This is a genomic window from Vibrio sp. EJY3 (assembly GCF_000241385.1).
In the GTDB taxonomy this organism is placed as follows: Bacteria; Pseudomonadota; Gammaproteobacteria; order Enterobacterales; family Vibrionaceae; genus Vibrio; species Vibrio natriegens.
In genome coordinates this window covers 3,353,907-3,375,289 of sequence record NC_016613.1, presented here as the reverse complement: position 1 = coordinate 3,375,289, position 21,383 = coordinate 3,353,907, and the positions used below count along the sequence as shown (strand labels likewise).

24 protein-coding genes are annotated in these 21,383 nt (G+C 46.4%); 17 read left to right on the top strand and 7 right to left on the bottom strand.

Annotated features, from left to right (window positions below):
• The first annotated feature begins 43 nt into the window (after positions 1 to 43).
• From lysA to yigB, 5 genes are read left to right on the top strand one after another with little or no spacing between them, the layout of a single operon-like run.
• Positions 44 to 1,297 (top strand): diaminopimelate decarboxylase, encoded by a 1,254-nt coding sequence (lysA, locus tag VEJY3_RS15360; RefSeq protein ID WP_014233336.1) that lies wholly within the window; start codon positions 44 to 46, stop codon positions 1,295 to 1,297.
• 10 nt (positions 1,298 to 1,307) lie between these two features.
• Positions 1,308 to 2,138 carry a diaminopimelate epimerase gene (gene dapF / locus VEJY3_RS15355; RefSeq protein ID WP_014233335.1) on the top strand — a complete coding sequence of 277 codons (831 nt, stop codon included), beginning with the start codon at positions 1,308 to 1,310 and terminating at the stop codon, positions 2,136 to 2,138.
• On the top strand, positions 2,132 to 2,863 hold the full coding sequence (locus VEJY3_RS15350) for a DUF484 family protein (RefSeq protein ID WP_024372612.1): 732 nt from the start codon (positions 2,132 to 2,134) through the stop codon (positions 2,861 to 2,863). The genes dapF and VEJY3_RS15350 overlap by 7 nt, the downstream gene beginning before the upstream one ends.
• Entirely contained in the window at positions 2,829 to 3,761 is a 933-nt protein-coding gene (xerC, locus tag VEJY3_RS15345) for a tyrosine recombinase XerC (RefSeq protein ID WP_014233333.1), read from the top strand. The genes VEJY3_RS15350 and xerC overlap by 35 nt, the downstream gene beginning before the upstream one ends.
• 8 nt (positions 3,762 to 3,769) lie before the next feature.
• Positions 3,770 to 4,486: a 5-amino-6-(5-phospho-D-ribitylamino)uracil phosphatase YigB gene (gene yigB / locus VEJY3_RS15340; RefSeq protein WP_014233332.1), complete on the top strand. Its 717-nt coding sequence runs from the start codon at positions 3,770 to 3,772 to the stop codon at positions 4,484 to 4,486.
• A 92-nt stretch (positions 4,487 to 4,578) separates the two neighbouring features.
• Here yigB and VEJY3_RS15335 read toward each other — a convergent pair whose 3' ends face one another.
• Both VEJY3_RS15335 and VEJY3_RS15330 read right to left on the bottom strand, forming a co-directional pair.
• Positions 4,579 to 5,175: a tRNA-uridine aminocarboxypropyltransferase gene (locus VEJY3_RS15335; RefSeq protein WP_014233331.1), complete on the bottom strand. Its 597-nt coding sequence runs from the start codon at positions 5,173 to 5,175 to the stop codon at positions 4,579 to 4,581.
• Complete coding sequence (locus VEJY3_RS15330) at positions 5,175 to 6,725, bottom strand: COG3650 family protein (protein WP_014233330.1); 1,551 nt, start codon at positions 6,723 to 6,725, stop codon at positions 5,175 to 5,177. Before VEJY3_RS15330 ends, VEJY3_RS15335 begins: the two co-directional genes overlap by 1 nt.
• A 47-nt stretch (positions 6,726 to 6,772) precedes the next feature.
• On the opposite strand from VEJY3_RS15330, the gene VEJY3_RS15325 reads away from it, so the two are divergent.
• Positions 6,773 to 7,243 carry an EVE domain-containing protein gene (locus VEJY3_RS15325; RefSeq protein WP_014233329.1) on the top strand — a complete coding sequence of 157 codons (471 nt, stop codon included), beginning with the start codon at positions 6,773 to 6,775 and terminating at the stop codon, positions 7,241 to 7,243.
• Positions 7,244 to 7,291: 48 nt separating this feature from the next.
• On the opposite strand, the gene VEJY3_RS15320 is transcribed toward VEJY3_RS15325, so the two are convergent.
• A complete protein-coding gene (locus VEJY3_RS15320) occupies positions 7,292 to 8,128 on the bottom strand; it encodes a Cof-type HAD-IIB family hydrolase (protein ID WP_014233328.1) in 837 nt (278 codons plus the stop codon).
• A gap of 280 nt (positions 8,129 to 8,408) precedes the next feature.
• Positions 8,409 to 9,410, bottom strand: a complete 1,002-nt coding sequence (locus VEJY3_RS15315; RefSeq protein WP_014233327.1) for an alpha/beta fold hydrolase — start codon at positions 9,408 to 9,410, stop codon at positions 8,409 to 8,411.
• A 65-nt stretch (positions 9,411 to 9,475) separates the two neighbouring features.
• Here VEJY3_RS15315 and rhtB point away from each other — a divergent pair, with 65 nt between their 5' ends.
• From rhtB to VEJY3_RS15280, 7 genes are all read left to right on the top strand, one after another.
• The gene (gene rhtB, locus VEJY3_RS15310) at positions 9,476 to 10,093 is read left to right on the top strand and encodes a homoserine/homoserine lactone efflux protein (RefSeq protein WP_014233326.1); all 618 of its coding nucleotides are present in this window, start codon (positions 9,476 to 9,478) and stop codon (positions 10,091 to 10,093) included.
• A gap of 27 nt (positions 10,094 to 10,120) precedes the next feature.
• Complete coding sequence (locus tag VEJY3_RS15305) at positions 10,121 to 11,344, top strand: EAL and HDOD domain-containing protein (protein WP_014233325.1); 1,224 nt, start codon at positions 10,121 to 10,123, stop codon at positions 11,342 to 11,344.
• Positions 11,345 to 11,446: 102 nt separating this feature from the next.
• Positions 11,447 to 11,782, top strand: coding sequence for a metalloregulator ArsR/SmtB family transcription factor (locus tag VEJY3_RS15300; protein WP_014233324.1), 336 nt, complete (start codon positions 11,447 to 11,449; stop codon positions 11,780 to 11,782).
• A 50-nt stretch (positions 11,783 to 11,832) separates the two neighbouring features.
• Complete coding sequence (locus VEJY3_RS15295; protein ID WP_014233323.1) at positions 11,833 to 12,834, top strand: ArsJ-associated glyceraldehyde-3-phosphate dehydrogenase; 1,002 nt, start codon at positions 11,833 to 11,835, stop codon at positions 12,832 to 12,834.
• Between the two features lie 12 nt (positions 12,835 to 12,846).
• A complete protein-coding gene (locus tag VEJY3_RS15290; protein ID WP_014233322.1) occupies positions 12,847 to 13,341 on the top strand; it encodes a cyclin-dependent kinase inhibitor 3 family protein in 495 nt (164 codons plus the stop codon).
• Between the two features lie 256 nt (positions 13,342 to 13,597).
• Positions 13,598 to 14,815, top strand: a complete 1,218-nt coding sequence (gene arsJ / locus VEJY3_RS15285) for an organoarsenical effux MFS transporter ArsJ (RefSeq protein WP_014233321.1) — start codon at positions 13,598 to 13,600, stop codon at positions 14,813 to 14,815.
• A 235-nt stretch (positions 14,816 to 15,050) separates the two neighbouring features.
• Entirely contained in the window at positions 15,051 to 16,064 is a 1,014-nt protein-coding gene (locus VEJY3_RS15280; protein ID WP_014233320.1) for an acyltransferase, read from the top strand.
• Between the two features lie 18 nt (positions 16,065 to 16,082).
• Here the strand turns inward: VEJY3_RS15280 and VEJY3_RS15275 are convergent, their stop codons facing one another.
• Positions 16,083 to 16,412, bottom strand: coding sequence for a DUF2500 domain-containing protein (locus VEJY3_RS15275; protein WP_014233319.1), 330 nt, complete (start codon positions 16,410 to 16,412; stop codon positions 16,083 to 16,085).
• A gap of 241 nt (positions 16,413 to 16,653) precedes the next feature.
• Here VEJY3_RS15275 and VEJY3_RS15270 point away from each other — a divergent pair, with 241 nt between their 5' ends.
• The 3 genes from VEJY3_RS15270 to VEJY3_RS15260 all read left to right on the top strand — a co-directional run bounded on the left by VEJY3_RS15270 (position 16,654) and on the right by VEJY3_RS15260 (position 18,908).
• On the top strand, positions 16,654 to 17,022 hold the full coding sequence (locus tag VEJY3_RS15270; protein ID WP_014233318.1) for a hypothetical protein: 369 nt from the start codon (positions 16,654 to 16,656) through the stop codon (positions 17,020 to 17,022).
• Between the two features lie 961 nt (positions 17,023 to 17,983).
• Positions 17,984 to 18,604, top strand: coding sequence for a lysoplasmalogenase (locus tag VEJY3_RS15265; protein WP_014233317.1), 621 nt, complete (start codon positions 17,984 to 17,986; stop codon positions 18,602 to 18,604).
• Positions 18,605 to 18,686: 82 nt separating this feature from the next.
• The gene (locus VEJY3_RS15260; protein ID WP_014233316.1) at positions 18,687 to 18,908 is read left to right on the top strand and encodes a YecH family metal-binding protein; all 222 of its coding nucleotides are present in this window, start codon (positions 18,687 to 18,689) and stop codon (positions 18,906 to 18,908) included.
• Positions 18,909 to 18,989: 81 nt separating this feature from the next.
• Here VEJY3_RS15260 and VEJY3_RS15255 read toward each other — a convergent pair whose 3' ends face one another.
• Together VEJY3_RS15255 and rsmD are read right to left on the bottom strand one after the other, a co-directional pair.
• The gene (locus VEJY3_RS15255) at positions 18,990 to 19,256 is read right to left on the bottom strand and encodes a DUF1145 domain-containing protein (protein ID WP_014233315.1); all 267 of its coding nucleotides are present in this window, start codon (positions 19,254 to 19,256) and stop codon (positions 18,990 to 18,992) included.
• A gap of 25 nt (positions 19,257 to 19,281) precedes the next feature.
• Positions 19,282 to 19,881 carry a 16S rRNA (guanine(966)-N(2))-methyltransferase RsmD gene (gene rsmD / locus VEJY3_RS15250; RefSeq protein WP_014233314.1) on the bottom strand — a complete coding sequence of 200 codons (600 nt, stop codon included), beginning with the start codon at positions 19,879 to 19,881 and terminating at the stop codon, positions 19,282 to 19,284.
• A 223-nt stretch (positions 19,882 to 20,104) separates the two neighbouring features.
• Between rsmD and ftsY the strand changes: the two genes are divergently transcribed.
• The gene (gene ftsY, locus VEJY3_RS15245; protein ID WP_014233313.1) at positions 20,105 to 21,382 is read left to right on the top strand and encodes a signal recognition particle-docking protein FtsY; all 1,278 of its coding nucleotides are present in this window, start codon (positions 20,105 to 20,107) and stop codon (positions 21,380 to 21,382) included.
• Position 21,383: the final 1 nt, after the last annotated feature.

Here is a 21,383-nt window from a genome sequence, read left to right as displayed (position 1 = left end):
GAAATTAGGGTTCTGCAGTCGAATAAAATAAGGGAAGCGAATTTTGGATTACTTCAACTATCAGGATGATGGCCAGCTTTGGGCCGAAGACGTCTCACTTCAAGCTCTGGCCGAGCAATATGGCACTCCTCTTTATGTATACTCTCGAGCCACGCTAGAGCGCCACTGGAAGGCGTTTGATAGTGCAGTGGGTCAACATCCTCATCTGGTTTGTTATGCCGTAAAAGCAAACTCAAACTTAGGCGTACTGAATACACTGGCTCGTTTGGGCTCAGGCTTTGATATCGTATCTGGTGGTGAACTAGAACGTGTTATTGCTGCCGGTGGTGACGCGAAGAAAGTGGTATTTTCTGGTGTAGGTAAAACCCCAGCAGAAATGAAACGCGCACTGGAACTTGGTATCAAGTGCTTCAACGTTGAATCTGAGCCTGAACTTGAGCGCCTGAATAAAGTGGCAGGCGATCTTGGTGTGGTTGCTCCTATTTCACTGCGCATCAACCCAGATGTAGACGCAAAAACTCACCCTTATATTTCGACTGGTCTTCGCGACAACAAATTTGGTATTGCGTTTGATCGTGCACCAGAGGTGTACAAATTCGCCCAAAGCTTGCCGAACCTAAACGTACAGGGTATCGACTGTCATATTGGTTCTCAGTTGACTGATATTGAACCTTTTATCGATGCGACTGATCGCTTGCTTGCTCTGATTGATGATCTGAAAGCGCAAGGCATCAACATTCGTCACTTGGATGTTGGTGGTGGTCTTGGTGTGGTTTACCGTGATGAGCTTCCTCCACAGCCATCAGATTACGCGAAAGCGCTGTTGGGACGTCTGACTAATCACCAAGATCTGGAACTGATTTTTGAACCTGGTCGTGCGATTGCAGCGAATGCTGGCATCTTGCTGACTCGCGTTGAGTTCTTAAAGCACACTGAGCATAAAAACTTTGCCATTATTGATGCAGCAATGAACGACCTGATGCGTCCTGCTCTTTACCAGGCATGGCAAGATATCGTGCCAGTTTCGCCCCGCGATGGTGAAGCGCAAACTTACGATTTGGTTGGACCAATTTGTGAAACCGGTGATTTCCTGGGTAAAGATCGCGCGTTGGTTTTACAAGAAGGTGATCTACTCGCGGTTCGTTCTGCTGGCGCCTATGGTTTTGTTATGTCTTCGAATTACAATACTCGTACCCGAGCGGCGGAAGTGATGGTGGACGGTAAGCAAAGCCATCTTGTTCGTCAGCGTGAGGAGCTGACAAGTTTGTGGCAGCTGGAACAGATTCTACCGGAGTAACACAAAGCAAATGCATTTCCACTTTTCCAAAATGCACGGTTTGGGTAACGACTTCATGGTCGTCGACTGCATTACCCAGAACGTGTTTTTCTCGCAAGATTTGATCCGCCGCCTGGCGGATCGACACACTGGTGTTGGCTTTGACCAATTGCTCGTGGTAGAAGCGCCGTATGACCCAGAGACCGACTTCCACTATCGCATATTTAATGCCGATGGCAGCGAAGTTGAGCAGTGCGGGAACGGTGCGCGTTGTTTTGCGCGTTTTGTTCGCCTTAAAGGTTTGACCAACAAATACAGCATTAGCGTGAGTACCAAGAAAGGGAAAATGATCCTTAACGTCGAAGACGATGGCGAAGTAACGGTCAATATGGGCGTGCCAGAGTTTGAGCCGAACAAGATCCCTTTCAAAGCGAAGCAAAAAGAGAAAACCTACATTATGCGCGCTGGTGACAACACCCTGTTTTGTGGTGCTGTTAGTATGGGCAACCCTCATGTTGTGACGGTCGTGGATGATGTCGATACTGCTGATGTCGATACATTAGGTCCGCTGCTAGAGTCTCACGAGCGTTTCCCTGAGCGAGTGAATGCAGGCTTTATGCAGGTTGTCGATCGCAGCCATATCCGTCTGCGTGTTTATGAGCGCGGTGCGGGCGAAACTCAGGCATGCGGCAGTGGCGCCTGTGGTGCGGTTGCAGTTGGTATTCTACAAGGCTTGCTCGATGAAAATGTCAAAGTGTCGCTACCTGGTGGTGAACTGAATATTTCTTGGCAAGGTCTGGGTAAGCCGCTGTTTATGACAGGCCCTGCTACTCATGTCTTTGACGGGCAACTGTCGTGCTAGTGGAAGAGAAAGGAAACGTTTTGTCTGAAGTGGAAGCCGATACGTTGACGGCCGAAGTGGTCGCTGAGTACCTCAAAGATCACCCGGACTTTTTTGTTCAGCGTCCAGAACTGGTAGACCGTTTGTCATTTCCACATGTGGATTTGGGGGCGGTTTCACTTGTTCATATTCAGATGAACCGTCAGCGTCAACGCATCGAAGAGCTTGAGGAAGAGATTACGACACTGATGTCTCTGGCTGCCAATAATGACCGAACTTTTTACGAGTTCATGGATTTGCAGGGACAGATTCTCAAGTGTGGTGATTTCAAGCAGGTGATTCATGCCATTGAGCAGAAAGCGCATGATCTCGGCTTGCGTGCTTACGTTCGTCTGTTTAGTCAATGTGATGCCTCTGTTCAACTGGGTAAGGAAAGCTACCAGCGTTTTGCTACGACGCACCTCAATGGCAAAGATGCCTACTTAGGTCGCTTACGCAAAGTCGATCGTGAAGCCTTGTTTGGCAGTTTGGAAATGCCAGAAATGGGGTCTTATGTGGTATTGCCGTTAATCAAGAAACAGACACTGGGTGTTCTTGCATTTTCGAGCCAGGACGGCGGACATTTCCAACCAGATATGGATACCTTGTTCTTGCGTCATCTATCCTTAGTAGTGGCACATCTTGCTCAAACATTGGTATGGCAACGTTACGATGACGACAACTCCAAACACTCCTCTGCCAAATAGTCTGCAAAAGCCTCTTGAACGCTTCTACGAATTTCTGCGAAGTGAAAAGGGGCTAAGTTTGCATACCCAGCGTAATTACAAACAGCAGCTGGAAACCATGGCGCACCACTTAACCGAAATGGGGTTGAAAGACTGGTCTCAGGTTGATGCGGGCTGGGTTCGACAACTGGCAGGTAAAGGCATGCGTGAAGGAATGAAAGCCAGCAGTCTGGCCACTCGTTTATCTTCACTGCGCAGTTTCTTCGATTTTCTTATCCTGCGCGGCGAAATGTCGGCAAACCCGGCCAAAGGTGTTTCCGCACCGCGTAAGCAGCGTCCGCTGCCAAAAAACCTCGATGTCGATGAAGTTAACCAGTTATTGGAAGTGAACGAAGACGACCCGCTAGCGGTTCGCGATCGCGCCATGATGGAGCTGATGTACGGTGCGGGTTTACGATTGGCTGAGTTGGTTAGTGTCGATGTGCGTGACGTGCATTTACGCAGTGGCGAACTTCGTGTCATTGGTAAAGGTGATAAAGAGCGTAAAGTTCCGTTCTCAGGCATGGCGACCGAGTGGGTAGGCAAGTGGCTTAAAGTGAGAGGTAACCTCGCAGATCCCGGAGAACCAGCATTATTTGTATCCAAGCTCGGTACGCGTATTTCGCATCGCAGTGTGCAAAAGCGTATGGCAGAGTGGGGACAAAAACAGTCGGTAGCGAGCCACATCAGCCCACACAAATTGCGTCACTCATTTGCGACCCATATGCTGGAATCAAGCAACAACTTACGTGCGGTCCAAGAGCTGTTAGGCCACGAAAATATTTCGACCACGCAGATCTACACCCATTTGGATTTCCAACATTTGGCGCAAGCCTACGATCAAGCACATCCACGAGCACGTAAAAAGAGCGGGGACTGAACCAGAGCATGAAATTTTACCGCCGTATTGCGCCAATTAAGGCGATGACGTTTGACCTTGATGACACTCTCTATGACAACTATCCGGTCATAGTACGCATGGAGCGTGAGCTTCTGACGTGGCTCCAACAAGCACATCCTGCGGTCGCCCACATGGAAAAACCAGACTGGGTCAAAGTGAAAAAGCAGGTTTTGCAACAGGATCCAGAGTTAAAAAGTGACGTGACGCTTTGGCGCTTGGTGCAGCTGAAGCAGGGCTTTATCGATGCTGGTTATCATGAAGAGCAAGCGCAAACTGCGGCGGAAAAAGGCGTGCAAGTCGCCCTTGACTGGCGTAATCGTTTCGAGGTTCCGCAACTGAGCCTTAACGTACTCGCGCAGCTTGGTGAGCAAATTCCTTTGGTTGCGATCACTAATGGTAACGTGGACTTAGATAAAGTCGGCCTGACCCCCTATTTTAAAAGTGTGCTGAAAGCGGGACCGGATGGATTAGCCAAACCAGCCGGAGACATGTTTGCTAAAGCGCAACAGATTTTAGATCTGCCGGCAGAGAATATTTTGCACGTCGGCGACCATATCATAACGGATGTTCACGGAGCTAAACTGGCTGGTTTTTCGGCTTGTTGGTTTAACGACGTAAACAAGAATATCGCGCATTTACCTAGAGCCAGAACGTTGCCGGATATGGAAATTCATAGCTTACCGCCGTTACTCTCTCTGATTTGATGTGACAGAGACTCAGAGTTTAAATTGTTTCACGTGAAACACGTCTAATAAAGCGCAGCCAAGGCTGCGCTTTTTTGTTGTTACTTTCTGCGCTAGTGCTTAAGCGCATGGCCACTTTTGTCTGCTTGAAAGGCGGCAAGGTAGTGCGTAAAGAAGCGTTGCATCTGCTGTTGGTTATCTACTTCCCCTAATTGCCCTAACAATTGCGCCGCAATTTCAAACGTACATAGGTTGCCTTGTTGCTGGTTGCGACGCAGCTGATAATGCGAATCGCCCTGGGTTACAAGCCCCATCAATGGCACGTTCTCCAGCCAGCGACTTTTATTAATCATTTTGCGCGCCTCTTGCCAGGTTGCATCCAAAATAATAAACAAAGGCTTTCGGCTTTGTTGCTGGCTCTGCTCTGCCACTTGTTCGAGAGTCAGGCTTTCCTCGCTGGGAAACAGTAGCACTGGGTACATGCTTGAATCTTCTAGGTGAGCAATCAACTCACCAGGTGGTTGCTTGCGATCCCAAATGGCTTGCTTCACATTCAGTTTGCATTGCAGCAGCAGTTTACCTGTGTTGGTATCTCGCGCCAGTTCATTGGGGTGCATCAATAGCATGATGCTGTGCTCGCTGCTGAGATTAGGCAGCAGTGAGCAAATACAGTTGAACTGAAAACCACAGTCAGGGCATGGTAGTGCCATTACAAGCGAACTCCTTCGCGGACTGGGCTAATACCATCCGAGAACAGGCGCACACCACTCACTTGTGTTGACGTTGCCTTTGGCGCCATGCTCGGATTGATTGGGTAGCTGACGCCAGTGTATTGCATGACGTGTTGAGCCGGTGTTGCACCACCTCCACTGACATTAAAAACCAGGTCTCGCCAGCCGTGTGAGGTTTGCTGGCCCAGCATTATCGGGCTATGTACTAGAGTGATACGGCTGTTAAAACGCCACTCACTTTGATGATTTTCAAACACGAGTAAGGTACAGCCACCCGATCCACACCAATCTAGCTGTACGAACAGTTCTTCGTTTCCATCACCATTCAGATCGTAAGTCAGCCAGCGGTATTGGTTGTTGCTAGGATTGGTTTGATTGATAAAAAAGTAATTCCGTACTGCTGCATCGACTTTGGAGTTGAAGTCGGCACTAGAGGGAATATCTGCGCTGCTGATAGGACTGTTAGATCGCTCTGGGGAGGAGGTCTTAGTTCCTGATTGACGTACTGTTGCCGGATACAACACCAAGCCGCCATCAGCAATTGGGTAAACCATAGTGCCAACTTTTTCTTGCGTGGCTTTAAGCTGGTTTCCTTCGCGGATGAAAAGTCGCTCTGACTGTAAACGCTGTTGCTGGTGGTGGGTCATTACGACCTGAATCTGTGACGGACTTAACTGCTGCCAGTAACCACGTTCAACCAGTGGCGCCTGACCGTCAGAGTAACTGTATTGGGTTGTCGCACTGTGATCTGGTTTTAAAGTCATCTGTACTTCAAACCCTTGTGATTGCGTTGACGTTGCGACGTAAGTGTTTGCCCATTCGAGTGTCGAGTCGACATTCGATGCCATGCCACAGCCCTGATACGCTGTACCATCGTGTTTAAGCGTCGCTGTCCAGCCATAGAGGGAATCACTCATGGTGTCAGAGCAAAGATTTTCCGTCATGCGCAGTTCGCCATCCGCAAGTTGATAAGTGCGTTGACGTGCTTGTAGCTGTCTGGATTCAATGGTTATAGATTGTGCCGGTTTACCCGGTTGCTGAAATTGCAGTGCGTCCGACTCAAAACTTGCTGACCAGAATGGCTCATTACCAAATACACGCGTGGGTTTACTTGGCTGACTGCAGCGCTGCGGGTTTTCACTGGTGAGGAGGTTAACCTGTTCAACGACAAAGTTGGCGTCGAAATCGGCAGAGAAGCCTTCATTGCCTGGAGGATTTAGGTGGCCAATCATTTCCCCATATATGGGTTTATAAGGCTCGTTACTCAACGACATGGCGCGTTGAGCTTGTTGTGGTGACAGTTGCAGCCAGTATTGTTTGTCACTGCCACAAGGCATGATGTACTGACTTTCGTGGCCAATGACCACTTCACCACGCAGCATAAACGTTTGAGGTTGAATGGTTTCAGGCTTATCTAGTGATGCTGGTGGGGTGGTTATTTCCTCGTTGCCATTTTCTGGCAGTTGCGAGCTACATGCTTGCAGAACCAGCAGAGTGGCCAGGGCCACTGGGTTTTTCAAAGCCTTCATGTTATATCTTCCTCATTATTGTTACTCAATCAGCATCGGATGGCATTATGGCATATTGGTTATTTAAAACTGAACCAGATACCTTTTCTATTGACACGCTTCGAACCCAAAAGGTTTCATGTTGGGAAGGCGTTCGTAATTATCAGGCGCGTAACATGATGCGTGATCAGCTGAAATTGGGCGATTTGGTTCTGATTTATCACTCTTCGTGTAAAAACGTTGGTGTCGCAGGAATTGCCAAAGTCGTACGCGAGGCGTATCCAGACCATTTTCAGTTCGATCCAGAAAGCGATTATTACGACCCGAAATCGGATCCGGACAATCCTCGCTGGATAATGGTTGATGTCGAGTTTGTGCGTAAAACGGATCGCGTGATTCCGTTGTCAGTGATGAAAGCGATGCCTGAGCTGGAGAACATGCCTTTGGTCAAACGCGGAAATCGTTTATCGATCATGCCAGTGGCAGAGGAAGAGTGGGAAGCGATTCTTGGCCGAGAGAAGCTGCCCAGCCAGCGTTAGACTAGATAAAAACAAGGGCTGATTTATACAGCCCTTGTGAAGATTTTCTTATTGCTCGTCTTGCAGCAAATGCTTTTGCAGATAGCGTGCAACCGCATCGTCGGCGTTACTGCCAATCACTTCGTTGTTTGGTAGCGCTTTCATTACTTTTTCGTGCGCAGTCCCCATAATCAGCCCTTTACCTGCCATTGACAGCATTTCGACGTCATTCATGCCGTCACCAAATGCAAGGCAGTTTTTCAGTTCTAGATCGAGTGACGCCGCGATGGCTTGCAGAGCATGACCTTTAGAGACTTCTCCGTTCATGACTTCCAGACACCAAGGCGTGGAGAAGGCGATATTTAGTTTGTCTCCAAACTGGTCACGTAACTGAGTTTCGAACGCGACCAGACGTTCATGATCTTTGTCTGCATGGGTAAAGAAGATTTTCGCGATGCCGTCAGTTGGTGCCTGATTTTCATCGAACAGCTTGTAAGTAAACTCTTCATGGAATTCACGCAGCGTTTCATCGTCTTTGTTTAGTAACCAGTCGTCATTCTGATACATGTGGATAAGTATTTCATGATCGTGCTTGATCGTGTCGATCACGCCTTGAACGAGCTCCTGTGGGACGTTTTCGCTGTACATCAACTTATCGTTTTGATCATGCACGCGCGCACCGTTTGAGGTGATCATGTAAGCCGGAATTCCAACCTGAGAGCGAATACCAGCGACGTCTACGTGGTGACGACCTGTAGCAAAGACAAAGGTGTAGCCCATTTCATGTAGTGTTCGCAGCGTCATTTTTGAGTAAGCGCTGAGTTGATGATTGGGCGCAAGTAAGGTGCCATCCAGATCTGAGGCAACGATTTTAGTGATCTCTTTGCAAGGTAGCGATGTGCTCATGAAGTCCTCGTAAACGGTTTGGATAGTGTCGATTAAGTAGAGTGCAGACGGAGCCCTGCAGACTGACTAGATCATGCGGCTCCGAATGCTAGGGGGAACTTAAGGTGCTATTCACCTTTCGGGGTTACATCTCGGTTGAAAGCTGAACAAGCCTAATCAGTGTACGTTAAAATAGGGATGAAAAAGAGGGTAAATCGCGTTGCATATATTTCCTCTTTAAATTGCCCAGAGAATAGGGACGTATAAAGCCCACTTCGCGTATCTGGCGGCGCACTGTTTTTTATGAAACGGAAGAAGGCTTAGGCTGTTTCATAAAACGGAAAATCGCATCCAGAGCCTGATTACGGTATTTATCGGCTTCGAACAAAATTTCATGATGAGCTCCTTCTACGGATACCAGATCGGCATTCGGGTTGGTTTTACTCAACTTATCAATAAAACGTTTCTGGGCCAGATTACTGACAATACGATCTTCTCCGGCTTGAATAAGCAGCACGGGTATTTTTACCTGACGTGTTAATAAAAAGCATTGTTTGGCTGCCATCAGCCCTTGCCATACCCAGCGGGTACTTGGTCCACCGACTTGTAGCTCCGGCATGTCTGAATAAAGTCCACGAAACCAACGATAGCGATCATGGCTCTGGCTGAGGAGATTATTCTCAAACGGTTTGGGGAAGTACGGCTGATGACCAGGCGCATAACGTGGCAGCGTTGATACTGCCGAAAGAATTTGGGTCACCGGTAGGGCAATCGGAGATAAGTACCACGGCAGGTTAATCCCGAACATCGGTGCACTTAAAATCAACCCTGTGAAATGATGCTTCGGGTGAGTTTGAAGATATCGAGTGGCGATGGCTCCGCCCATGGAGTGCGCGACGATAAAACACTGGTCATAGTGGCCGAGATCGTGCTTTTTTATCACTATGTCCATATCTTCAACATAGTCTGCAAAGTCGTAGACGTGACCCATGTCCGAGTCTTCTAGTAGCCGGTCGGATAATCCTTGCCCACGGTGGTCAAATGAGTAAACGTCGTAACCTTGGCGGTAGAAATCATAAAACAGTTCTTGGTATTTCCAGGAAGACTCGATTCGTCCATTAACAACCAGCACCGCTTTTTTGTGTTCAGGGTGGGTGAGTTTGCACCAGTAGATTTTCTTTTTTTCTGTCCCTTTCACAAAGCCTTCTTGGCGACTTTGCCAGAGTTCAGCGATCGGACCACCTATCGCTTGCCCAAATAAGTTCTCTTGAGTATAAGTCGTAGGGGAATGGTGAGTAGCCATTAGTCGATTACCTGAAAATACATTGTAGACGCGATGTATCATCGAAGAATTAGTGAGGAAATGCAATGGATACCCATGTTTGGTTTGCCTATTTGGTCACAGCAATTGTTTTTAGCCTTGCTCCGGGATCAGGTACCGTAAACTCGATCAGTAATGGTCTGAGCTACGGTACACGTAAGTCACTTGGCGCGATTATGGGTTTGCAAATTGGTTTAGCGATTCATATTGCTATGGTGGGTGCTGGTATTGGTGCGCTGGTGGCACAATCGGCCACGGCGTTTGCGGTTATCAAATGGGTTGGTGCAGCTTATCTTGTCTGGCTTGGTTTTCAGAAGTGGCGCGATACGTCTGGTTTGGTGGCGGCAGAGAGTCAAAAAGAGATGTCAGCAACAGCGCTGATGTATAAAGCGATCCTCATTAATTTAACCAATCCAAAATCGATTGTTTTTCTCGTGGCTTTGTTCCCGCAGTTTATTGATCCGGCAAGAGACCAGCTCACTCAGTTATTGGTACTCGGGGTAACAACAGTTGCGGTGGATTCATTTGTGATGCTTGGTTACACGTCGCTGGCATCAAAGATGGGCCGTTTTATTCGCTCAGATAAAATTATGGCGAACATAAATAAAGTCTTTGGTTCCATGTTTATGGGATGTGGTGCACTATTAGCAGCTGCAAAATCATAAGTCGCTAATTATTAGGTTGTTTTTAGTATGAATACCACGTATGTCGCTCGCCAGCCTATCTTTAATCGTAAAAGACAAACGCTTGGCTACGAACTGCTGTTTCGGGATGGGGAGCGCAATGTTTTCCCTTCTCATATTGATGCAGACCGGGCGACATACCGATTGGTTGTCGAAAACTTCCTATCTGTTGGCTTAAATCCGGTGATTACATCATCACGATGTTTCATCAACTTCCCTCATCAGAGTTTACTGCGCCGTTTACCGCACAGCTTGCCGAAACATAAAATCGTCGTTGAAGTGCTAGAAACTTGTCAGCCTACTGATGAGCTATTTGAGGCGATCAGAGAGCTTTATCGAGAGGGCTACCTGATCGCATTGGACGACTTCACCCTTACTCCAGAATGGAAACGTTTCTTGCCTTACGCGCACATTGTAAAGCTGGACATTATGGCAATGGGGTTAGAGGCCGCGTGTGAATTGGTTAAAACGCAGCTAGCGCAACGAGTTAAATACCATTTTCTTGCTGAGCGGGTAGAGACAGAGGAAGAGTTTAATCAGGCCAAAGCAGCCGGTTTCAAATTCTTCCAGGGTTACTTTTTCAGTAAGCCTCTGGTGTCTCAAACCCATTATGTCAGCCCAGAGCAGGTTGTGGCACTGCAGCTATTTCGTGAAGTGTGTGTGCCCGAACCAAATTTTCAGCGTATTGAAGACCTGATAACGCAAGATGTGGCGCTGTCGTACAAACTACTGCGCTTTGTGAACATGCAGGCGACCAAGCTGGAAGTGGAAATCCGTTCGTTTCGTCAGGCTCTGATTTATCTTGGGCAGGATAATCTAAAGCAGTTCGTCTCACTTGTCGTGGCGTCTTATATTTCGACTAACAAACCACGTGAACTGTTTAACCTCTCACTTCAACGAGCTCAATTTTGTCAGTTGATGTCTCGTCACCAGCCATTCTCTCATTTGAACGAGCAAGGTTTTATGGTCGGCTTGTTGTCGATTCTAGATGCCATACTCGATCTGTCTACTGAATCCTTAATCAAGCAATTACCGCTCAGTGAGCCTGTGCAACAAGCGTTGCTGCATCGAAAAGGGGAATATGGTGCGCTTATTTCTCTGGAAGAATGCTACGAACGCGCTGACTGGCTTGGAGTGGAAAAATTTTCGAATCAGCTGGGCCTTTGTTTTGAGCAAGTACAGGCCTCTTTGGGTGAAGCGGTTCGTTGGAGCCAAAGCGTCGCTAACGCCTAGCTTTTCCATTATTAAACTTTTGTGACGTTAAGTGCTGAGTGCTTGACGCTGTCGTGGTTTTAAATAAACATATACGCATATCCATATATAGGTATGTTTACTATGCTTCCACATCAGTTTTTCAAACTTTTATCTGACGAGACTCGCGTGCGTTGTTTAATGCTGGTGGCTCGTGAAGGAGAAGTTTGTGTGGGCGATTTAGCGTTTGCACTTCAAGAGAGCCAACCGAAAGTTTCTCGTCATCTTGCCCAGTTACGATCCAATGGCATCTTAGTTGATAAACGCCAGGGGCAATGGGTGTTTTACCAGTTGTCACAAGAGTTGCCAGGTTGGATGAGAAAAGTGATTAACGATTTAGTGGCATCGAACTGTTTGAAGCAAGAGTACCAGCAAGATATTTCGCGCCTGCACGATAAAAATCGTGAGGCCTGCTGCTAACAGCACACAACGGATAAATATTTCAACGCAGAAGATTTGAAGGGAAAATTATGACGATTAAAGTAGGAATTAACGGTTTTGGCCGAATTGGCCGTTTGGCATTGCGTGTGGCGTTTGATTGGCCTGAATTGGAATTTGTTCAGATCAATGATGTCGCTGGTGATGCGGCAACGCTAGGGCATTTGCTGGAATTCGATTCGGTTCAGGGGCGTTGGCACCATGAAGTTAAGGTCGAAGGCAACGAACTGATCATTGATGGTAAGCGTATCGTCACTACCCAGCAGCGAGATATCGATGCTGTTAATTGGTCAGGCTGCGATGTTGTGATTGAAGCCACTGGCGTGCATCGCAAAACATCGTACTTAGATCAGTATCTTGACCAAGGTGTTAAGCGAGTTGTCGTCAGTGCGCCAGTGAAAGAAGAAGGTATTGCCAACATCGTTGTGGGTGTGAACGACCATATCTTTGACCCTGAAAAACACCGTATCGTGACCGCGGCATCTTGTACTACCAACTGTATTGCGCCAGTGGTGAAAGTGATTCATGAGAAACTTGGTATCGAGCAGTCTTCCTTCACAACCATTCATGATCTGACCAACACACAGACTATTCTGGATGCGCCACACAAAGACCTTCGTCGTGCTCGCGCTTGTGGCATGAGCCTTATCCCAACCACGACAGGCAGTGCGACGGCGATTGTGGAAATTTTCCCTGACCTGAAAGGCAAAATTAACGGTCATGCCGTACGTGTTCCTTTAGCCAATGCATCTCTGACTGACATCATCTTTGATGTTAAGCGTGATACCACAGCAGAAGAAGTGAATGCATTACTGAAAGAAGCGTCTGAAGGTGAACTGAAAGGCATTCTTGGTTTTGAAGAGCGCCCATTGGTATCGATTGATTACAAAGGCGACCAGCGCTCTACCATCGTCGACGCACAATCAACCATGGTCGTGGGCTCACGCATGGTGAAGATTTACGCGTGGTACGACAATGAAATGGGTTACGCAACACGTACAGCAGAGCTGGTACGTAACGTTGGTCTGGCTTAAAGAGGTTTAACTATGTCTCATCCTACATGGCAATTAGCGTTAGAGTCGGGCGCATTGGTATTAACACCGTGTCCGGGTACTAAAGATGTTGCGCTACAAGCATCACTTGAGCAGTTGAAAGAGCAGGGTGTTCAAGCCGTCGTTACCGCATTGGATAACACTGAACTGTCAGCCAAAAATGTTTCTGAGTTGGGTGAAATCACTCAGCAACTGGGTATGAAATGGTTTCAGGTCGAGATCGAAGACGATTGTGCACCAGATGATGCGTTTGCGACGAAATGGCAGCACGCAAGTCCCGAGCTACACGCTATTCTTGCCGAGGGCGGTAAAGTTGCCATGCACTGTATGGGCGGCTCCGGCCGGACTGGTCTTTTGGCTGCGCACTTACTGCTTGAGAAAGAGTGGGCGCTCGAAGATATCGTGCGTGAAGTGCAGGCTTTGCGTCCTGGTGCGTTCACTAAACCCGTGCAGATTGAGTATATCGAGCGCGTAGCACAGAGTGCTTGATCAGCTTATAGAGCTTTTGGAACATCATGATCCAAAAGCTCTAGTTCAGTCAGCTTAGCGTCTATTTTGAAGACATTAATTAAATTCAAATTACTATTATATAGATGATTTAAATAATCTTTTTGTTTTTACTCTGAAAGATTATTGAGCTTGCACGTTTGTACCAATGCCGATAGAAACTTATTGGTGTTCAGGTTTTACAGTATTTGGCACATCATGATCCAAATGCTTTTATTGCTGTACATCTGAGGTCAAAATGATTTCACAACTAAGCAAAAGCATTCGTCAGTACATGTTAGTGACGTTCAATTATTGGAACTTTACGGTTACCGATGGTGCGTTACGCATGCTGGTGGTGCTTTACTTTCATGACTTGGGTTACTCAACCCTGGCGATTGCGTCACTGTTCCTTTTCTATGAATTTTTTGGCGTGGTCACCAATCTGATTGGTGGTTGGTTAGGTGCGAGACTTGGCCTGAACAAAACCATGAATATTGGCTTAGCAATGCAAGTTTTTGCGTTATTGATGCTTGCTGTGCCAAATGCTTGGCTGACTATCCCTTGGGTGATGGCGGCACAAGCCCTATCTGGTATTGCTAAAGACCTCAACAAAATGAGTGCGAAGAGTGCCATTAAAACCTTAGTCCCTGATGAACAACAAGGTGCGTTGTACAAATGGGTGGCTATTTTGACTGGCTCGAAGAATGCGCTCAAAGGTGCGGGATTCTTTATTGGTGGCTTATTGCTGTCTTGGGTGGGTTTCCAAAATTCTATGTTCATTATGGCTGCCGTTCTGGCAGTGGTGTTTGTTTGTAGCATGATCTGGCTGGAAGCCGATATGGGCAAAGCAAAAAGCAAACCCAAGTTTCGCCATATTTTCTCTAAATCAGAATCAGTAAATATTTTGTCTGCAGCGCGTATGTTCCTGTTCGGAGCCCGTGATGTTTGGTTTGTGGTTGCTCTGCCAGTCTACCTCGGCAGCGTTTTTGGCTGGGATCACTTGTGGGTCGGTGGCTTCTTAGCGGCCTGGGTTATTGCGTATGGCTTTGTTCAAGGCTTTGCACCACGTATTACCGGTAAAGCTCAAGGTCGCGTACCTGATGGCAGTGCAGCACTTGTATGGGCGGGCATATTAGCTCTGATTACAGGAGGGATTGCCTACGGAGTACAAGTCGGTTGGCAACCAGAAATTGTGATTGTGGCTGGGCTAATGATTTTTGGCGCGGTATTCGCGATTAACTCTTCGCTTCATTCATATTTGATAGTCAGCTATGCCAAAGGCGATGGCGTGTCGCTGGATGTCGGCTTTTACTACATGGCCAATGCGATGGGCCGTTTGATAGGGACCGTTCTGTCGGGCTGGATTTATCAGGAAGCCGGATTAGCCGCTTGTCTGTGGGTCTCGTTTGCTTTCCTTGCTTTGACCACTCTGATTTCAATCAAGTTGCCCAAAGCCAAGACAGTGAGGGCTTAAGCGTACGCATTTACATTTATCGGGCTCCTCAATGGAGCCCTTTTTTGTATCGATATGGTTCGTTCTATCCCTGTGTTCTGGTTTTTCGCCTTGGTTCTGGCTCTCTGCGGGCAAAAATAGGCTGTTTTGTCGCACTGCGTTAAAAATAAGCAAAAACAGTTTGTTAAGCATTCCCCTGACTGGAAATTACCCTATGCTATAAACAAACGATAAGCGACTCAGTTTAGGAAGAAGTATGAGAGAAAGGGTTCTGTTTTTTGATCTATTGCGCTGTGTGGCGGCAGTAGCTGTGATCGCTATTCACGTCTTAGCGCCATATCGAAATGAATTAGGGGTCATTCCTTTCGATCAGTGGCTTACGGCTGTGGGAGTCAATAGTGTAACCCGTTGGGCGGTGCCAGTTTTCATCCTGATCACAGGCGCATTAATGCTCACTGACACTCGACCTTTTGATGGGAAATATTATTTGAGAAGGCGCTTGGGTAAGGTGTTGGTGCCTTTTCTTTTATGGTCGGTTTTCTATGCTTACTTGTCCGGATGGACGGCTGAGGGATTTAACTTTGAAACGGTTAAAGAGGTATTAAGTAACAGTGTCCACCATGAAACCTATTACCACTTAGGTTTTTTCTATTACTTTATTCCGCTCTATTTCGTGATTCCTCTGTTTCAGTGGATGGTGCGCAATGTCGACGACAACGTTTTATATACTTACCTAGCATTCTGGTTGTTCACCAGTACCTTATTCCTGTTTAAGGTAGACGGCCCTTGGAGTAATCAGTTATGGCTCTATATGGGCTATTTACCTCTGGGTTACGTGTTGTACCAAAAGCTGCCTTTGAACCGCTCGAACGTCACTCTGTTTACTGGCTTGGGACTAGTCGCATTGGCGGTTACCTTTACGATGGTTGTGACCAACAGTCTGGAAGCGGAGAAATACACAGTAGGACGCTGGTTGTCATACAAAACGCTGAATGTGATTCTGGCCGCGTCGATGATTTTTATGTTGGCACGCTATTTTGGCGAAGGACTATCGCCTAAGGTACAAAAAGTCGTGAGCTTTATCAGTCAGCACAGTTTAGGTATCTATTTACTGCATCCAATCTTTTTGTGGCCGATGAAAGAGTTTGGCTGGTATGAAGGGCATCCGGTGTGGGTGATACCAGTGTGGATAGTATTAAGCGGTGCTGGAGCCTTGGCGATGAGTTATCTCTTCTCTCGTTCGGCCAAGACTCGCTGGCTACTGCCTTAATTGGTACCAATCGTAGTATTACTGCTTCAGGGCGAAATGGAGAAACTTGTCGCCCTGGTAGGTAAGTTTGCCTTTGTCGCCCGGATTGAGCGCATGGTAATAGTGGACACCAATTTGGAACTCGCGTTTAGGGCCGATAGGGCCTCTCTGCACGTAAATCCAATACTCTTGATCATCTTCTCCCGGCTCTGCATCCGGAATATCGATGGCCTGTTTATCTAAAATGGTTACTTGGACACATTGCTCAGGGGCATCTTCACCAACATAGTGTTTGCTGTAAAAGCGAAAGAAAACCCAGGCTCCTAGCGCTATCAGAGCAAAAAGAGCCAAAATAAGTGGAATTGGCATGATGATCTCCAGTGTTTCGATAGCGCTTATTTTACAGAACTCCCCGTTTAAACGATGCGTTGAGATACAGGATTCGTGATCCATCAAAATGCGGTGATATTTTATTCGGCGCACTTCACATTTTATATGCGCACAAGGACACAGTTTGAATGGAAAGTAGTACTTAACAGCTCGAAAAAGCTCTAAATTTATAGAAGAATAAAATGAGTAATAAAGAAAGCGTCATGTGAGGAGGGTTACGATGTCAGATATTGAAAAAGTAGTCATGCGTACCCGAACGATCGAAAAACTTTTGCGTACTCAATATCATGCAGAAGGGAAAGGGTTACATCAGCTCATCAATAGCTGTGAAGAGCGGTTACCGCATGATGTGATTGCCAAGCTACGTTATATCGCCACGGTGCGTAATAAGATTGTTCACGAAGAAGATTTTCAGTTAGAGAATCGAAAAAATTTTATGACAGTGTGTGATGATTGTGAAAAAGAACTCACACCAAGAAGCTCGCGCTTTATCTGGAGGGCGGCAATTTTGTTGATGGCGCTGATTACGCTTGCGGCTCTTGGTTTTTATTACATGCATTGGGACGTACTGTCTGAGCACATACAGTAGGGTCATATTGAGAAAATAAAAAAGGACGCGTTAGCGTCCTTTTTTATTTTTAATCAGTAGCTTAGTACATCATTGGCAGTGTCATTAAACCCACAACCACTGCAATCATTACCAGCCCTTGTTTTTGAGAAGATGAAATCATAACACTACCCCTTAATCTTGATGAACTCTATGCATTTAATATAGCACCATTTTTTAGGTTTGATCAACGTATCTAATGAAAAGTTTTTAAAACTTACAGTTAACTGACCTGTTTTGACCTTGTTTTGACTAATTGAACTGTGTTTTTTACGTTGTATTTAAAGTGTTCGGTTTGTGTCTTTGTTGTTCGTTTTTGATGTAAGTGTATGATTTTAAATTGTAAGAAAGGTCTTACATATTGTTTAAATATTGTTTTTTGTCTCAGGGGTTAGGTTGGTGCTTAATGTTGCCTGTGTTTCTCAAAATCTGAGAAAACCTAGTTAATTCTATTCCGACGGAAGACGAGGAGCAGCTATCTCGAAGGTATATTTCTCAACTGGTGAGATAATCTAAGTGCCAAAAGGGTTTAGCACGCAACGTTAATGCGAACCTGTGGTTTGTGAGTCTAACTTTATTAATATTCTTAAATATCATTATGTTAATGTTGGTTTGGTCTACTTTATTATCTGTATGTATGCCTGATATTAGGCTCTTATGTTGGCCCTGCAGGGGTTAATGGTGCATTCTATGGCGTACAATGGGACTTTTGTTTTTTATGTTTGTTCTTTGTACGTATTGACTGACGAGTAGGCATCTTGACTGAATAGTTAGCAACTTTTCTATTTAAGTATTGAGTGAGTTGGTGTCGTATTTAGTTGCTCTAAATAGAAGGTCAAATGTCCCGAATCGCTAGCGAGATCCAACTTTCGTAGATTGTGCCTTTACATCAACATCGGTCTACCTAGACTAGCGGCGAGTTTAAGTAAAAGGTATGTACAGCATGTGGAGTTGGCTGGCTATAGGGCTATCAGGTGTGTATTCCGTGTTGGGGGCAAAACAAGCCAATCCGACGCAATCTCTCGTATTTAAAATCTTTACTCTGGTACTCCTTCTTGTTCTGGTATTAACCCAAGGTACTCCAGCCACTTATACCTATTGGATTGCTGGTGGTTTGGGCGTATCAATCATTGCCGACACGTTACACTCGTTCCGTTCGCGTAAACTGATTTATTTCTGCGGTTATTTAGTTGCGCAGATTTGCTACAGCAAGTCGTTCTGGATGCAGTTGAACGGAGACATTATTTGGTGGCTATTGGCTTTATTGCTGGCGGCTAGTATCGTGGCGTTCTTTTTGTTGTTACCACAACTCGACTCGTTGGTTTTCCCTGTGGTGATTATGGGAATGATGCTGGTGCAGATGGCGTGGGCTGCAGGCGAGGTTTGGTTGCAGTCACCTACTTACGCGAATGCGATAGGATTCAGTGGAACCTTGGTCATGACCTACTCTGCACTAGCCTATGCAATACATGGTTACCGTAAGCCTATGAAACGCGCTTATGTGTGGGTTAGTGGAAGCTATTTCTTGGCGCATGCACTTATTGTGGCTTCTATCGTCTACTAATCTCGTTTACTAACCTAAATCAAAGCAGAGCTGGAGGATGCGGGTAAACTGGTCGTATCCAATTTGATAACTGGAGTTGATGATGAGTGATATTCACGCTCACGAGCTGTTGAACCTGCTTCGTGAAATCCCGATGAATCGTGAAGAGCTTGCCGCGCATTTCGGCTTAGAAGTTCGCTTCCACACGTGCAAACTGAATGATCTAGATTTAGACGCACTGCTCGCGTTTTTGCAGCAACGCGAAAAAATCCAAGAGTTAGAAGGGAAGTATGTGGTTAATATGGCGCGTATTTGCAATCACTAAACGGCAACACGCTCTCAGATAACCTCTGATGACCAATACGAAACAGCCGCTCATGAGAGCGGCTGTTTTATTATCTGGTGTTTACATCATGTGCTTACGACGAATGTCGAGCAGAGCAAAGATGCCAAAAATTAGGATGGAGTATTTCTCCCAGCTGTTCATTTTTATCTTATCGCCAAATGCGCCGATGAAAATCGCCATTTGCAGGCCATGCATAATGAACAGGAACGCAGTCATAATATAGAGCGCGATGGCTGCATTACCTGGAAACGGCGCAACAATGTTAATGATCAATACCAACCAAACAAAGGCGATGGCCGCTTTGGCTAAGATGATTAGTGCTTTCATTTTGGTATCCTTTTGAATTATGGCACTACACGGACGTGCGTTCGTACAGGCGGTAACTGACCTGGCCAGCGGTTTTTTCTCTATGCAGATGCCAGCTTTCCGGTAGGTCGATAATATTCAGTTCTTTCTCGGTTTCAATATAAATCATCGCATCCTCAGCAAGCCAGCCGTTTTGCTCTAGCAAGGTCACGGTTTCATCTAATAAACCTTTACGAAATGGTGGGTCAATAAAGACCACATGATGAGGCGTCCCAGGTTGCTTTAGGAAGCTCAGAGCATCGGCGTTCACCACTTCAATGTTGGTTGCATTTAAAGAAGCGACGTTTTTCTTCAGTTGCTGAAACGCTTGCGGGTTCAGTTCAACCATCGTTACTTGCTCTGCCTGACGCGAGGCGGATTCAAAGCCTAAACCGCCTGAACCAGCAAACAAGTCGAGACACTTTGCCTGCGGCACATCTTGCGCCAGCCAGTTAAATAGCGTTTCTTTTACGCGATCGGTGGTTGGACGTAAGCCCTCAGCGTCATGAACTGGGAGTTTTCGGCCTCTCCATAAGCCACTAATAATACGAACGAAGCCCGTTGTTGGCTTTTTTTGTGATGAGTTTTGCTGGCGACGTCTTACCATAGATTTTTTGACCGCTAATAAAGTGATACTATACCCAATCGCCCAAGCATTGAGCTTGGATACAGCCCAGAATATTCAAGATGACAGAGTGTAACACTAATAAGATTAGATTCACCTAGTTGAAAAGTTTTCACAGCTTTGTCATTCGCCTTTTTTAGACGGATAATAATCTTGTCAAAAAAGAGTCATTAATAGATAAAAAGATAATCTAGGATAGCCCCAGATGACGGAAAAAAAGAAGCGCGGATTACTTTCGTGGCTAGGTTTTGGTGATGAAGAACAAAGCCAACAACCAAAAACTGAAGAAACAGTAAAAGAAGAAGCAGTGGAAGCGGCTTCTGAAGAGCAACCTTCCGAAGAGGGTGCTCTGCAAGCAGAAGAAAAAAATAGAGTTGAAGACGAGCCTGAAAAGGCTGAGGCTGTCCCAGCAGAAGCAGAAGCAGAAGCAGAAGCAGAAGCAGAAGCAGAAGCAGAAGCAGAAGCAGAAGCAGAAGCAGAAGCAGAAGCAGAAGCAGAAGCAGAAGCAGAAGAGCCTGAAGTGCCAGTGGCACCTCGCGTTCAGGAGCAGGAAAAGCCGACTGAGAGTTTCTTCGCGCGCCTCAAACGCAGTTTAAGCCGCACCAAGGCAAACATCGGTGCTGGCTTCTTTGGTTTGTTCAGCGGTAAAAAAATCGATGACGACCTGTTTGAGGAGCTGGAAGAGCAACTGCTTATCGCTGATGTGGGTATGAATACCACAACAAAAATCATCAACAACCTGACAGATAAAGCCTCTCGCGGTGATCTTAAAGATGGCGAAGCTCTTTACGGCTTGTTGAAAGAAGAAATGGCAGAGATTCTGTCTAAAGTAGAACAGCCGCTAGAAATCGATACCAGTAAAACGCCTTACGTTATCTTAATGGTTGGCGTAAATGGTGTAGGTAAAACCACGACGATCGGTAAGCTGGCGAAGCAGTTCCAGAATCAGGGTAAGAAAGTGATGTTGGCTGCTGGCGATACTTTCCGGGCGGCAGCGGTAGAGCAGCTTCAAGTATGGGGTGAGCGCAACAACGTTCCTGTGATTGCTCAACATACTGGTGCTGACAGTGCTTCAGTTATCTATGATGCGATTGAAGCGGCAAAAGCACGTGGTGTGGATGTAGTGATCGCAGATACGGCAGGTCGTCTGCAAAACAAAGCGAACCTGATGGAAGAGTTGCGCAAGATCATTCGTGTGATGAAGAAGATTGATGATTCTGCACCTCACGAAATCATGCTGACACTCGATGCCGGAACTGGTCAAAATGCGATCAGCCAGGCGAAGCTTTTCAGCGACGTTTCACCTATCACTGGGATTACATTAACTAAACTGGATGGTACAGCGAAAGGCGGCGTGATTTTCGCTATTGCTGATCAGTTTGGTATTCCAATTCGTTACATTGGTGTAGGCGAAGGCATCGAAGATTTGCGTCCTTTTGAAACTCAAGAGTTCATTGACGCACTGTTCAGCCGCGAAGAGTAAA

Excerpts from the sequence above, each read along its gene's own strand:
- dapF (WP_014233335.1), top strand. The coding sequence starts at position 1,308 with ATGCATTTCCACTTTTCCAAAATGCACGGTTTGGGTAACGACTTCATG.
- xerC (WP_014233333.1), top strand. The coding sequence starts at position 2,829 with ATGACGACAACTCCAAACACTCCTCTGCCAAATAGTCTGCAAAAGCCT.
- yigB (WP_014233332.1), top strand. The coding sequence starts at position 3,770 with ATGAAATTTTACCGCCGTATTGCGCCAATTAAGGCGATGACGTTTGAC.
- VEJY3_RS15335 (WP_014233331.1), bottom strand. The coding sequence starts at position 5,175 with ATGGCACTACCATGCCCTGACTGTGGTTTTCAGTTCAACTGTATTTGC.
- VEJY3_RS15330 (WP_014233330.1), bottom strand. The coding sequence starts at position 6,725 with ATGAAGGCTTTGAAAAACCCAGTGGCCCTGGCCACTCTGCTGGTTCTG.
- VEJY3_RS15325 (WP_014233329.1), top strand. The coding sequence starts at position 6,773 with ATGGCATATTGGTTATTTAAAACTGAACCAGATACCTTTTCTATTGAC.
- VEJY3_RS15320 (WP_014233328.1), bottom strand. The coding sequence starts at position 8,128 with ATGAGCACATCGCTACCTTGCAAAGAGATCACTAAAATCGTTGCCTCA.
- VEJY3_RS15315 (WP_014233327.1), bottom strand. The coding sequence starts at position 9,410 with ATGGCTACTCACCATTCCCCTACGACTTATACTCAAGAGAACTTATTT.
- rhtB (WP_014233326.1), top strand. The coding sequence starts at position 9,476 with ATGGATACCCATGTTTGGTTTGCCTATTTGGTCACAGCAATTGTTTTT.
- VEJY3_RS15305 (WP_014233325.1), top strand. The coding sequence starts at position 10,121 with ATGAATACCACGTATGTCGCTCGCCAGCCTATCTTTAATCGTAAAAGA.
- VEJY3_RS15300 (WP_014233324.1), top strand. The coding sequence starts at position 11,447 with ATGCTTCCACATCAGTTTTTCAAACTTTTATCTGACGAGACTCGCGTG.
- VEJY3_RS15295 (WP_014233323.1), top strand. The coding sequence starts at position 11,833 with ATGACGATTAAAGTAGGAATTAACGGTTTTGGCCGAATTGGCCGTTTG.
- VEJY3_RS15290 (WP_014233322.1), top strand. The coding sequence starts at position 12,847 with ATGTCTCATCCTACATGGCAATTAGCGTTAGAGTCGGGCGCATTGGTA.
- arsJ (WP_014233321.1), top strand. The coding sequence starts at position 13,598 with ATGATTTCACAACTAAGCAAAAGCATTCGTCAGTACATGTTAGTGACG.
- VEJY3_RS15280 (WP_014233320.1), top strand. The coding sequence starts at position 15,051 with ATGAGAGAAAGGGTTCTGTTTTTTGATCTATTGCGCTGTGTGGCGGCA.
- VEJY3_RS15275 (WP_014233319.1), bottom strand. The coding sequence starts at position 16,412 with ATGCCAATTCCACTTATTTTGGCTCTTTTTGCTCTGATAGCGCTAGGA.
- VEJY3_RS15270 (WP_014233318.1), top strand. The coding sequence starts at position 16,654 with ATGTCAGATATTGAAAAAGTAGTCATGCGTACCCGAACGATCGAAAAA.
- VEJY3_RS15265 (WP_014233317.1), top strand. The coding sequence starts at position 17,984 with ATGTGGAGTTGGCTGGCTATAGGGCTATCAGGTGTGTATTCCGTGTTG.
- VEJY3_RS15260 (WP_014233316.1), top strand. The coding sequence starts at position 18,687 with ATGAGTGATATTCACGCTCACGAGCTGTTGAACCTGCTTCGTGAAATC.
- VEJY3_RS15255 (WP_014233315.1), bottom strand. The coding sequence starts at position 19,256 with ATGAAAGCACTAATCATCTTAGCCAAAGCGGCCATCGCCTTTGTTTGG.
- rsmD (WP_014233314.1), bottom strand. The coding sequence starts at position 19,881 with ATGGTAAGACGTCGCCAGCAAAACTCATCACAAAAAAAGCCAACAACG.
- ftsY (WP_014233313.1), top strand. The coding sequence starts at position 20,105 with ATGACGGAAAAAAAGAAGCGCGGATTACTTTCGTGGCTAGGTTTTGGT.